This is a genomic window from Streptococcus mitis, assembly GCF_001579035.1.
Taxonomy (GTDB): Bacteria; Bacillota; Bacilli; order Lactobacillales; family Streptococcaceae; genus Streptococcus; species Streptococcus mitis_J.
Genome location: NZ_KQ970286.1, coordinates 40,923 through 53,257, shown reverse-complemented (window position 1 = coordinate 53,257; position 12,335 = coordinate 40,923). Strand labels below are relative to the sequence as shown.

Annotated in this window: 9 protein-coding genes; 2 read left to right on the top strand and 7 right to left on the bottom strand. The window is 41.8% G+C overall.

What is annotated here, in order from left to right:
* Nucleotides 1-1,801 (top strand): LTA synthase family protein (locus SMIDD26_RS02510; RefSeq protein WP_061438808.1); only part of this gene is annotated, 1,801 nt, incomplete at its 5' end.
* Between the two features lie 350 nt (nt 1,802-2,151).
* Here the strand turns inward: SMIDD26_RS02510 and SMIDD26_RS13565 are convergent.
* The 3 genes from SMIDD26_RS13565 to SMIDD26_RS02495 all read right to left on the bottom strand — a co-directional run bounded on the left by SMIDD26_RS13565 (nt 2,152) and on the right by SMIDD26_RS02495 (nt 4,851).
* On the bottom strand, nt 2,152-2,412 hold the full coding sequence (locus SMIDD26_RS13565) for a hypothetical protein (protein WP_061438807.1): 261 nt from the start codon (nt 2,410-2,412) through the stop codon (nt 2,152-2,154).
* 71 nt (nt 2,413-2,483) lie between these two features.
* Nucleotides 2,484-4,121, bottom strand: a complete 1,638-nt coding sequence (locus SMIDD26_RS02500) for a hypothetical protein (protein WP_061438806.1) — start codon at nt 4,119-4,121, stop codon at nt 2,484-2,486.
* Nucleotides 4,102-4,851 (bottom strand): ABC transporter ATP-binding protein, encoded by a 750-nt coding sequence (locus SMIDD26_RS02495; protein ID WP_061438805.1) that lies wholly within the window; start codon nt 4,849-4,851, stop codon nt 4,102-4,104. The genes SMIDD26_RS02500 and SMIDD26_RS02495 overlap by 20 nt, the downstream gene beginning before the upstream one ends.
* Before the next feature lie 179 nt (nt 4,852-5,030).
* Here SMIDD26_RS02495 and SMIDD26_RS02490 point away from each other — a divergent pair, with 179 nt between their 5' ends.
* Nucleotides 5,031-6,485, top strand: coding sequence for an alpha-amylase (locus SMIDD26_RS02490; RefSeq protein WP_061438804.1), 1,455 nt, complete (start codon nt 5,031-5,033; stop codon nt 6,483-6,485).
* Nucleotides 6,486-6,574: 89 nt separating this feature from the next.
* Here the strand turns inward: SMIDD26_RS02490 and alaS are convergent, their stop codons facing one another.
* The 4 genes from alaS to SMIDD26_RS02470 all read right to left on the bottom strand — a co-directional run bounded on the left by alaS (nt 6,575) and on the right by SMIDD26_RS02470 (nt 12,289).
* Entirely contained in the window at nt 6,575-9,193 is a 2,619-nt protein-coding gene (alaS, locus tag SMIDD26_RS02485; protein WP_061438803.1) for an alanine--tRNA ligase, read from the bottom strand.
* A 21-nt stretch (nt 9,194-9,214) separates the two neighbouring features.
* Entirely contained in the window at nt 9,215-9,700 is a 486-nt protein-coding gene (locus tag SMIDD26_RS02480) for an LURP-one-related/scramblase family protein (protein ID WP_000847060.1), read from the bottom strand.
* A gap of 276 nt (nt 9,701-9,976) precedes the next feature.
* A complete protein-coding gene (locus tag SMIDD26_RS02475; RefSeq protein ID WP_061438802.1) occupies nt 9,977-11,221 on the bottom strand; it encodes a cell division protein FtsQ/DivIB in 1,245 nt (414 codons plus the stop codon).
* Between the two features lie 9 nt (nt 11,222-11,230).
* Nucleotides 11,231-12,289, bottom strand: coding sequence for a UDP-N-acetylglucosamine--N-acetylmuramyl-(pentapeptide) pyrophosphoryl-undecaprenol N-acetylglucosamine transferase (locus SMIDD26_RS02470; RefSeq protein ID WP_061438801.1), 1,059 nt, complete (start codon nt 12,287-12,289; stop codon nt 11,231-11,233).
* Between the last annotated feature and the right edge of the window lie 46 nt (nt 12,290-12,335).

Below are 12,335 nucleotides of genomic sequence, written 5' to 3'. Positions count from 1 at the left end.
CAGCAAGGTGTCTGTCGGCACTGCAGAACTAGAGTTACTGCGTCCTTGGGATTTCATCTATTTTATGGATTTCCCACTGCTGGCTTTCCTTTTCTATAAAAAATTCATCCATTTGGATAGGAGACCTTTCAAATTTCGCTCCAGTATTGCTATCACTGCTCTCTCAGCCCTGCTCTTTTCTGCTAATCTTTTCTTGGCTGAAATTGAGCGTCCCGATCTCCTATCACGAGGATTTTCGAATTATTATGTTGTCCGCGCCCTCAGTTTACCAGCCTTTTTAGGCTATAGTGCCAACCAATCCTATAGCGCCAACAAAGAACGGGCTAAGGCCTCTGAGACCGACCTGCAACCTATTACAGATTATATTCAAGAACATTCTGTTAAACCCAATCCAGACTATTTTGGCTTGGCCAAAGGAAAAAATGTGATTTATCTCCACTTGGAGAGTTTCCAACAGTTCCTGCTTGACTATAAACTCAACCTAGATGGAACTGAGCATGAAGTCACTCCCTTCCTTAATTCCCTCTACCATTCGCAATCTACACTAGCCTTTTCGAATATCTTTAACCAAGTCAAGGCTGGTAAGACCTCAGATGCGGAAACCATGCTGGAGACTGGTTTGTTCGGCCTTGACCAAGGTTCTTTCATGGTCAACTACGGTGGTACCAATACCCAGCAGGCAGCTCCTTTTATCCTATCAAAAAACGGCTATCAATCGAGTGCCGTCTTTCACGGTAATATCGGGACCTTCTGGAATCGAAATACGACCTACAAACAATGGGGCTACCAATACTTCTTTGATGCTTCCTATTTTACCAAGCAAGACAGTAGCAATTCTTTCCAATATGGTTTAAATGATAAAATCATGATGAAAGATTCTATTCAGTATCTGGAGCACCTGCAGCAGCCTTTTTATACCAAGTATATCACGGTGTCCAATCACTATCCCTATGCTAGCAATCTGACTGGCGATGAGCTTGGTTTCCCACTGGCTAAGACCAAAGATGAAACGATCAATGGCTACTTCCAAACAGCCAACTATCTGGACAGTGCCATCAAAGCCTTCTTTGACTATCTCAAAGAAAGTGGCCTCTATGAAAAATCCATCATCGTCATTTACGGAGACCATTATGGTATTTCCAACTCCCGCAATCCTGAGCTGGCACCCTTGATTGGAAAGACTTCTGATAACTGGTCGAATTACGACAATGCCATGTTGCAACGAGTGCCTTTTATGGTGGTCATGCCTGGTTATGAAAAGGGGCAAATCATCAATACCTACGGTGGACAAATCGATATCTTACCGACTCTCGAACATCTCCTTGGTATTGAGTCCAATTCCTTCCTTCAAGTTGGACAAGACCTCCTATCACCAGACCATCAAGAAATCGTTGCCTTTCGAACTGCCAATTCCTTCGTCACACCAAAATATACCAGCTATGACGGACGAACCTACTATACTGAAAGTGGTCTTGAAATCAGCAATCTTGATGAACAAACTCAGACTGAACTGGAAAGCATTCGTCAGGCAGCCAGTCAACAGCTGAAAATCAGCGACCAGATTCAAACTGGCGATTTGATCCGTTTCTACCAAGCAGATCATCTTGGAAAAGTTGATACAGAAAGTATTTCTTACCTCAATTCCTTGCCAATTCTACAAAAGATTGAGCAGGAAAAGGGAAGTCAGTCAACTAGCCTCTTTAGCCAACGAAAAGGTAAAACCAGTACTGACCTTTTCAAGGCACCAAGTTACCAAGAACTCCATCCCGAGTCTGCAGAAACTGAATCAAAATCACAATAAAAAATGCTCTTCCGTCTTGGAGGAGCATTTCTCTTATCAAATAAAATTCAACAAAAATCAAATAGCAAACTTGGAAACTAGCCACAGGTTATACTCAATGAAAATCAAAGAGCAAACTAGGAAGCTAGCCGCAGGCTGTACTTGAGTACGGCAAGGCAAAGCTGACGTGGTTTGAAGAGATTTTCTAAGAGTATTAACTTTGAGATTGTAGCTGAAAAGGCTGTATCAGTAATATATGTCTGTCAAGTTTAGTGACGTAGATAGTAGAATAAAGATGAGAAGGCATAGAGAGAAGATAAATCAGCTTCAGCAGGTATCTGGAAAATTTGATTCTATAGAGAAGCCTTTTGTTACAAACTCAATATACTATCAATAAATAATATTATAGAAGCAACAATAATTATAATTTCACCTATCTGCATAATCCTATTTCGAACTTTAAATATATGTTCTATCAAAAATACTTGGATCACACACATTATAGGAATGAAAGTTTTTGAAATTGAAAAATATCCCAATAAATAAACTATAAACAACAAAAATAGAACTATGTTATATTTCTTATTCAAAACATTCCTCCCTATATATTTTTGATTACCAATCTTAATCATTTACAACTACATTCTAACAAACTATAAAAGCGTTTGTCGAATTGAATTTATCAAGCAAGCGACCAACTAGCTCATCTTTTTTCTATTTCTATCAATATGCGTGATAGGTAGTTATGATAACCAAAAATAGCAAGAGCAAACAAGAGGATAAGAGCTCCTACTCCCAAGCTAATGGCAAGGATAGGGGAGAGAGACTGAACCAAGAATAAGCTCCCTATTACAAGGGCCATTAAGATTGCACTATAAACCAAAATCAAAACAATTGCTACTATACGATTTGAACGGTTCACCAGGTCCGTAATGTTACTCCAATTGGTTGACAGATTTTTCACGTCCTTAAGGTAATGGTGGCAAGAAAGGATGACACTGGCAAGGATCCATGCCACAAGGAGGTAAATCATCGAAAGGATGGGCAAGCCTAGATATAGGGAAAGGCCAAGTAAAGTCAGAACTGGTAAAAAGGACTGGACAGCAAATATAATCCAAAATTTCACTTTCACATAACGAGCAAAGTCAAAGGGTAAACTCTTAAGAAAATCAACATTTTCTCTCTCCAAGGACAAGGCAATTGAATGCAGGCTGGTGATATTGTTATTGACAACTGCTATAAACACTCCTACAAAAAACAAGGGTAACCAGTATGGAGGATGAATGTCTGGAACTATCTGAGAATCTCGGATGTTGGAAATCAGACCGATCATCATGAGATAAGGAAGGAAAGCACTTGTAAAAAGCACTGTAATCACGCCAGTTCCCTGTCCCAAGAGGGTGAGGTGGTAGCGTAAAACCATACGGAAAAAGCCCTTTTTATTAGTAGTTGAAATTCTCTCCTTATTGCGACGTTCTTTCTTGACCTTCTCCTCACTGTTAAGCAGAATCACGTCATAAAAATGAGGAAGAACCTTCTTTTTGGTCAGGTAAAGCAAGAAAGCAGTTAAAGCTATCCAAGCTAACAGACCCACTATGGCTTCTGTCGAAAAAGGCTCTACTGCTATTTTGTAAAAGATATGAAGAGGATAAAGGAGAAATGGAATGTCTCTAACTTTGTCAACAATACTTCCAAAAGTCGACTGTAGAAAGAGGACAAATATTAAAGGTATGAGAACCCCTATCCCAATCATCACATTCGAAAAAATAGACTGATACTTTCTGAAGACCCTAGTCTGAGCCAAGAAATGTACTGCCACTACCATCACTAAAGTAACAGAGACAAATAATAAGACCAAGGACAGCAGCATCAAAGGCAAGCCCAGCCAAAGAGAAGGAGCTAGCCTAATATAGAGGACTAGAAAATAAGCTAGGATTGGTACAATTCCAGCTAGAGCTGGCAAGAGAACAGACAGTCCTTTAGCAATTATAATCTCTGATTCTTTAAAGGCATAGGGCCTATACGATGCCAAGTCCTTACTCTCATAAAAGACATTGTAAAATGCAGTGAAAGAAGTTGAAAAGGCAAGCACCAGTAAAATAGCAACCATGCTACTAAAAAAACTTGGCATTTCCTCAAAAGGAAAACGAAAGGCTATATTTATAAACATGATGAGCATCAAGAGACTGGAAAAAATGTAAGAACTGAGGACTCTAGCGGAAACATTTACTTTTTTTCCAGGATTTTTAGCTTGCTTCTTTCGTAGGTTAGCCAGATTAGCTTCTTGAGATGAATAGAGGATATTGATATCAACTAATTTTTTAATGACCTTGAGACGCATCTGAAACCTCCTCTTTTCTACCAGCAAGGCTAAGGTAGATACTTTCTAAAGACTGGTCTGGGTGGTCTTTTCTCAAGTCCTCTACGCTACCACAATAGATCAAATGCCCCTTTTTCAAAATGGCAATCCGATTACAGACTTGCTCAGCTACCTCTAGAACATGAGTTGAAAACAAGACCGTCTTACCTTTTTGTGCATGTTCCTTCATCATTTGCTTCAAATCAAAGGCAGCCTGGGGATCCAAACCTGTCAAGGGTTCATCCAAGACCCAAATATCGGGATCGGACAAGAGTGCCCCGATGACAAAGACTTTCTGACGCATTCCGTGAGAAAGGGTTTCAATAACCTGATAGCGATTTTCAGCAAAATCAAAAACGTTCAATAGCCTAGCTAGACTAGCCTCCAAGTCAGAGCTAGTCAGATCATAGGATGAGGCAATCAATTCCCAAAATTCATTGGCCGTTAAGCGTAAAAATAAGTCAGGCGAGTCTGCTACGTAGCCAATCTTTCGTTTGATCTCTAAGCGATTTTCCGATAACTCCTGACCGTCTACCAGAATACGACCACTGCTGGGTGAAATGATACTGACTAGGGATTTTATGGTAGTCGATTTTCCAGCACCATTATGGCCAATCAAGCCCATAATCTCCCCATTTTCAATCTGCAAATTGAGATTGCTCAAGGCCTCTTTATCACCATACAACTTACTAACATTTTGAAATTCAATCATGGGATGACTCCTATCTTTATCTATATTACATACTATTATACTAGCACTTTGATACAAAAAAATCAACACTTTATTTTAAGTAGATACAATAGTTTCCTTCTATTCTTACGCAAACGTTTGCGCCAAGAGATACTTTATGATAGAATAAAGAGCAAGATTGACAAGTAAGAGGAAACATCATGCAAAATCAAACACTCATGCAATACTTTGAATGGTATCTGCCCCACGACGGTCAGCACTGGACGCGTCTGGCTGAAGATGCTCCACACCTAGCTGATCTCGGTATCAGTCATGTCTGGATGCCACCAGCTTTCAAGGCTACCAATGAAAAAGATGTCGGCTATGGGGTCTATGACTTATTTGACCTAGGAGAGTTCAACCAAAAAGGGACTGTCCGCACTAAGTATGGTTTTAAAGAAGACTATCTTCAAGCCATTCAAGCCCTAAAAGCACAGGGAATCCAGCCTATGGCTGATGTGGTACTCAACCATAAGGCTGCGGCCGATCACATGGAAGCCTTTCAGGTCATCGAAGTGGACCCTGTAGACCGTACAGTCGAACTTGGAGAACCCTTCACCATCAATGGCTGGACTAGTTTTACCTTCGATGGTCGCCAAGATACCTACAATGACTTCCACTGGCACTGGTACCACTTCACAGGTACAGACTACGATGCCAAACGCCGTAAGTCTGGGATTTATCTGATTCAAGGAGACAACAAGGGTTGGGCCAACGAGGAATTGGTTGATAATGAAAACGGAAACTACGACTACCTCATGTATGCTGACCTAGACTTTAAACATCCTGAAGTCATCAAAAATATCTATGACTGGGCTGACTGGTTCATGGAAACGACTGGTGTAGCTGGTTTCCGCTTGGATGCTGTTAAGCACATTGATTCTTTCTTTATGCGCAATTTCATCCGTGATATGAAGGAAAAATACGGTGAGGATTTCTATGTTTTTGGTGAATTTTGGAATCCTGACAAGGAAGCCAATCTGGACTATCTTGAAAAAACGGAAGAACGCTTTGACCTTGTCGATGTTCGTCTCCACCAGAATCTCTTTGATGCTAGCCGAGCAGGTTCCAACTATGACCTTCGTGGCATTTTTACAGATAGCTTGGTTGAACTCAAACCTGACAAGGCTGTAACCTTTGTCGACAACCACGATACCCAACGAGGTCAGGCTCTTGAGTCTACTGTTGAAGAATGGTTCAAACCAGCGGCCTATGCCCTCATTCTGTTACGCCAAAATGGCCTTCCATGTGTCTTTTACGGTGACTACTATGGGATTTCAGGGCAATATGCTCAAGAAGATTTCAAAGAGGTCCTTGACCGCCTCCTAACCATCCGAAAAGATTTGGCCTATGGAGAGCAAACAGACTACTTTGATGATGCTAACTGTATCGGTTGGGTACGCTCTGGTGCTGAAAATCAATCCCCAATCGCAGTCTTGATTTCAAATGACCAAGAAAACAGCAAGTCAATGTTTGTCGGCCAAGAATGGGCTAACCAAACCTTTGTAGATTTACTTGAAAACCACCAAAGTCAAGTTACAATTGATGAGGAAGGTTATGGACAATTCCCTGTCTCAGCTAGATCCGTAAGTGTCTGGGCAGCTAATACAATCTAACAGACAATAATAATCAAGCCAAGTCCAAGCGGATTTGGCTTTTTTGCATTCGCAAAAAGACCTACCCAAATGGATAGATCTTTACTTGATTACAATTTACCTGCTACTGCATCCAACAATTCTTGGATCTTAGCTTGGTTGCTTCCTCCTGCCATGGCCATGTCTGGTTTACCACCACCACGTCCATCGATGATTGGTGCCAATTCTTTGACAAGGTTTCCTGCATGAAGGTCTTTTGTCTTGCTTGCTACAAGAACATTGACTTTATCACCGATAGCAGCAACTAGGACAAGAAGATCAGAGTAGTCTTTTTGTTTCCAGTTATCCGCAAAAGTACGAAGGGCACCAGCGTCAGCTACAGACACTTGGCTAGCGATATAACGATGACCATTGACTTCCTTCACATCCTTGAAGATATCGCCTGCGGCTGCAGCTGCGGCTTTTTCTTTCAGCTCAGCATTTTCTTTTTGGAGTTGACGAAGTTGTTCTTGAAGTCCTTCTACCTTGTGAGGTACTTCCTTGACTTGTGGTACTTTCAAGGTTGCTGCGACAGCTTTAAGGGCGTCTTCTTGTTCACGGTAGGCTTCAAAGGCTTCCTTCCCAGTCACTGCCAAGATACGGCGAGTTCCTGATCCGATCCCTTCTTCTTTGACAATCTTGAAGAGACCAATCTCAGAAGTGTTGCCAACGTGGGTACCACCACAAAGCTCGATAGAGTAGTCACCAATAGTGACAACACGGACTTCCTTGCCATATTTCTCACCAAAGAGGGCCATAGCTCCCATTTCTTTGGCAGTGTCAATATCCGTTTCAACTGTCTTCACTTCAAGAGCTTCCCAGATTTTTTCGTTGACTTGCTGCTCAATCGCACGCAATTCTTCAGCAGTCACTGCTTGGAAGTGGGTAAAGTCAAAGCGAAGGAATTCAACTTCGTTAAGAGATCCTGCTTGTGTTGCGTGGTTTCCAAGGATATTGTGAAGGGCAGCGTGAAGCAAGTGAGTCGCAGTATGGTTTTTCATGACACGGTGACGACGATTTGTATCAATTGCTAAGGTATATTCTTGGTTCAAGGCAAGCGGTGCAAGGACTTCAACTGTATGAAGTGCTTGACCATTTGGGGCTTTCTGAACATTGGTCACAGTAGCCACGACCTTACCTGACGCATCCAAGATTTGTCCGTGGTCAGCTACCTGTCCACCCATTTCAGCGTAGAATGGCGTTTCCGCAAAGATAAGTGAGGCAGTTCCTTCTGACACAGATTCTACTTCTGCATTGTCAGCCACGATAGCCACCAATTTAGAAGACAATTGGCTAGCATTGTAGTTGAAGACACTTTCTACAGTGATGTTTTGAAGGGTTTCATTTTGCATACCCATTGAGCCACCCTTGACAGCTGATGCACGCGCACGTTCTTGCTGTTCTTTCATGGCTGCTTCAAATCCTTCACGGTCTACAGTCATACCAGCTTCTTCAGCGATTTCTTCAGTCAATTCAACTGGGAATCCATAAGTGTCATAGAGTTTGAAAACATCTGAACCAGCAATGACAGATTGACCTTCTTCTTTCAAGTCAGCTACGATGCCTTGGGCAAAGTGTTGACCTGAGTGAAGGGTACGCGCAAATGATTCTTCTTCGCTCTTAACGATTTTTTCGATAAAGTCACGTTTTTCAAGAACTTCTGGGTAGTAGCTTTCCATGATTTTTCCAACGGTTGGGACCAGTTTGTAAAGGAAAGGCTCGTTGATTCCCAATTTTTGACCATGCATAGAAGCACGACGAAGGAGACGACGAAGGACATAACCACGGCCTTCATTTCCTGGAAGGGCACCATCACCGATGGCAAATGAAAGTGAACGGATGTGGTCAGCGATGACCTTAAAGCTCATGTTGTCGCCATCTTGGTCATAAACCTTACCAGACAATTTCTCCACTTCACGAATGATTGGCATGAAGAGGTCCGTTTCAAAGTTGGTCTTAGCCCCTTGGATAACCGCTACCAAACGCTCCAAACCAGCGCCCGTATCAATGTTCTTGTGTGGCAATTCCTTGTATTCGCTACGAGGAACAGCAGGGTCTGCGTTAAATTGTGACAAAACGATGTTCCAGATTTCAATATAACGGTCGTTTTCAATATCTTCTGCAAGCAGGCGAATACCGATATTTTCTGGGTCAAAGGCTTCTCCACGGTCAAAGAAGATTTCTGTATCTGGTCCAGAAGGTCCTGCACCGATTTCCCAGAAGTTGTCCTCGATTGGAATCAAGTGACTTGGGTCCACTCCTACCTCAATCCAGCGGTTGTAAGAATCTTTATCATCTGGATAGTAGGTCATGTAAAGTTTTTCAGCAGGGAAGTCAAACCATTCAGGGCTTGTCAAAAGCTCATAAGCCCAAGTGATGGCTTCATCACGGAAGTAATCCCCGATAGAGAAGTTCCCCAACATTTCAAACATGGTATGGTGACGTGCAGTCTTCCCTACGTTTTCAATATCGTTGGTACGGATAGCCTTTTGGGCATTGGTAATACGTGGATTTTCAGGGATGATAGTCCCATCAAAGTATTTCTTAAGGGTTGCTACCCCAGAGTTGATCCACAAAAGTGTTGGGTCATTTACAGGAACCAAACTTACTGATGGTTCTACAGAGTGACCTTTGGTCGCCCAGAAATCAAGCCACATTTGGCGTACTTGTGCACTAGATAGTTGTTTCATATTGTCTCCTTATTTACTTGTTTAATGTGATTGGCTTTCCAGCATCTCCACATAGTCAATCGCGACACAAAGGGAAATGACTAGGTCTGCATAAGCGTCCTCAAGAACCGTTACGGTATAGGTAGAGGTCAGATGGAAGAGTTCCTTCTTAATTTCCGCAATTAGCTGATCGCGATCATCCAGCAATTTGAAATTCAAATCCCAGATATTGCCCTCGATACGAAGACCTAGATTATCAAACTCATACTTATCTCGCCAGAAGGTCAACTTCTTGCGAATGACAAAACTCGAGCCATCCCGAAGCTGAATCTCAAAACGAGGAAGCAAGGTCAAGATTTCTTTACTGATCTGACTGACTTGTTCACCAGCCGCATCATAGATGGTAAAAGTTTTGGGAATCTTAAAAAATGATCCCTCCACCTGATAGGCAATTTCTCCCCTGTCATCCTTGATAGCGAAGCGTTCGCCTCCAAGACGAAACTTTTGTTTGACAAGAAATGTTTTCATCAACACCTCCAAAAATCAAAAGACAAGCTCATATCACGAAGGGCGAAAAACCGCGGTACCACCTTCATTCAATGAACTTGTCATTCTCTTGTTCTTATGCAATTGTATGATTGAGTAGCATGACTTCCTAGCTTAGATGGCTCGCAGCACCGCCATTTCTCTGGACTAAGACAATTGAAAATCAATTCTCAACTTTCTTATTATAACGTTTTTTTAAGCTTGCGTCAACTGGAAATCGTCTTCGGTCACTAAAGAACTATAAGAGAAAAGGTAAACCTAGCGACGCGATGAACGCTGACTTGTTTGGTTTCGGTTGCTCTCTTCCTCCAGCTTTTTCTTCTCTTCTTCCAATTTATTCTGCTGTTCTTCCAGCCTTTTCTTCTCTTCCTCTTTCTGTTTTTTCTCGGCTTCCTTAGCCTCTTGTTTGGCTTTTTCCTCAGCTTCCATAATTAATTTATCCGCTACAGTATAGCTGTAAATTCCAGCTTCCATATCGACCACACTTGGTTCTGACAATTGAGGTTTAATCTTGCTGTAATAAGGCAATTTCTTGCTCATTTCAGACAGGGGAACCAAGACTTCGTCCGAATCATTCATGGTCAATCGAATTAAATCGGAAGTCACCTTGCTTGGGGCTAATTCCACCTTTTGGATAGCAGCCTTGAGTTCTGGGCTAATTTGAGCAAGTTCTGAGACAAAAGCCTTGATTTGTTCACTATCATTAAAGAGAACTGATAAATAAGTTTCTGGTAGACTGACCAAACTCACAGCACTGGTCTCAAGCTGACCACTGGAAAGAATAGGATAATGGTTTTCACCAGAAATATAGTAGGCTACAATATCATATTCCTTAACCTTGATAGTAAACTTGGTTGGAAATTGATAGACAAGCTGAGCTGATTCAACCCAATAGTTAGACTTGATCTGCTTTTCATATTTTGCCTTGTCTAGCAGAAGGTTAATCGTATAATCCGAATCCTGAATGCCTGAAGCCTGTCGGATATCATCAGCCGTAGTGTGCATCGTTCCCTCAACACGAATCTCCTTCATGGTCGCATAAGGACTGAGTAAGTAGGCAGAGACAATCAATAAAAGCAGACTTGGAAATAAAATCGTTAAGGCTCGTAAGATATGGAAACCAGGAATCTTTGCTTTGGCTGGTTTTTCCTTTGTAGCCTTTTTAGCAAGCTTTTTATCCTGTTCCTCGCCCTCTTTAGACCCTGATTCTTCTATCTCTTCTTCCTCTTTGTCACCCTCTGAGGATTCTACTTTTTCTTTAGCATCTTCCTTAGCTGATTCTGAATCTTTTGGTTCAAGCTCACTCTCTTTGTCTTCAGTTTCATCTGACTTTTCAGATTTCGAAGCCATTCGAGCTTGTCTTTCCTTTTCCTTCTCCTCAGCTAGGGCTGCTTCTTCTTCAGCCTTCTTTTTTAGATATTCTTGGTTTCGTTTCTGCCATTCTGATAACTCTTTCAATTCTTCGAGGATTTCTTTGCCCTCATTTTTCTTATCTTTTGACATTTACTTTCCTTATGATAAATCTTTTTTCAATAATTGATAAAAATCTGCTAGAGATTTCAATTCCTTTGAAGCCTTCATCTTAGCTTGGTAATCTTCCTTGTGACTTAGTAAGTGAGAAAGCTTCTCTTCCAAACTATCCAAGGTCAAATCGCTTTCTTGAAGCTCTTCTGCATAGCCTTTTTTTACAAAGTAAGCTGCATTTTCAATCTGGTCACCACGACTAGCTTCACGCCCAAGCGGCACAATAACATGTAATTTTGCCATGGCCAAGAGCTCAAAAATCGTATTGGCACCACCACGTGTCACAACAATATCAGCCAATTCCATCAAGGGTTGATAGAGATTGGTCACATAGTCAACACGAAAAAGATTTTGGCTCAACTCATTCAGGCTAGAATCTCCAGTTAGGTTGATAATATTGTAGCGCTCTGTCAGTTCTTTCTTATGGTCTGTCACCAATTGGTTAAAGACACGAGCGCCTGCAGAACCACCTACAAACAATACAGTTGGCAATTTTGGATTAAAGTGGGTTTGGATATCCACCAGTTCATCTGGTTCTGGACTTTTTTGGTCTGAAACCTTGGTCACTGCTCCCACATGCTCAACCTTAGACAAACTTGAAGCTTGCTCAAAGGTTGAATACATCTTCGTTGCAAATTTATAGGCGATTTTATTGGCCAAGCCCATAGACAGATCAGATTCGTGAATAAAGACAGGCACTCCTGAAACACGCGCAGCGATAACTGGCGGCACAGAGACAAAGCCTCCCTTTGAAAAAAGAGCCTGTGGACGAAGTCGCAACATGATAAAGAGCGATTGGACGATTCCCCAGCCAACTTTAAAGACGTCCAGCATATTTTGCCAAGAGAAATAACGACGCAATTTTCCAGTCGCAATGGAATGGAAGGTGACGTCTAGACCCGACTTGAGGATTTCTTGGTGTTCAATACCACGCTTGTCCCCGATATAGTGGACTTCCCAACCATCTTCGATGAACTTGGGCATTAACAAAAGATTGAGGGTAACGTGTCCAACCGTCCCCCCACCTGTAAAGACAATTTTTTTCATATTATTCCTTTAACTCCGCTACTGTGTCGATAAAGAGGTCGCCACG

Bases quoted from the DNA above. Each gene is read 5' to 3' on its own strand.
- SMIDD26_RS02480 (WP_000847060.1), bottom strand. From the start codon at position 9,700: ATGAAAACATTTCTTGTCAAACAAAAGTTTCGTCTTGGAGGCGAACGC.
- SMIDD26_RS02470 (WP_061438801.1), bottom strand. From the start codon at position 12,289: ATGAAAAAAATTGTCTTTACAGGTGGGGGGACGGTTGGACACGTTACC.
- SMIDD26_RS02490 (WP_061438804.1), top strand. From the start codon at position 5,031: ATGCAAAATCAAACACTCATGCAATACTTTGAATGGTATCTGCCCCAC.
- SMIDD26_RS02500 (WP_061438806.1), bottom strand. From the start codon at position 4,121: ATGCGTCTCAAGGTCATTAAAAAATTAGTTGATATCAATATCCTCTAT.
- alaS (WP_061438803.1), bottom strand. From the start codon at position 9,193: ATGAAACAACTATCTAGTGCACAAGTACGCCAAATGTGGCTTGATTTC.
- SMIDD26_RS02495 (WP_061438805.1), bottom strand. From the start codon at position 4,851: ATGATTGAATTTCAAAATGTTAGTAAGTTGTATGGTGATAAAGAGGCC.
- SMIDD26_RS13565 (WP_061438807.1), bottom strand. From the start codon at position 2,412: ATGATTAAGATTGGTAATCAAAAATATATAGGGAGGAATGTTTTGAAT.
- SMIDD26_RS02475 (WP_061438802.1), bottom strand. From the start codon at position 11,221: ATGTCAAAAGATAAGAAAAATGAGGGCAAAGAAATCCTCGAAGAATTG.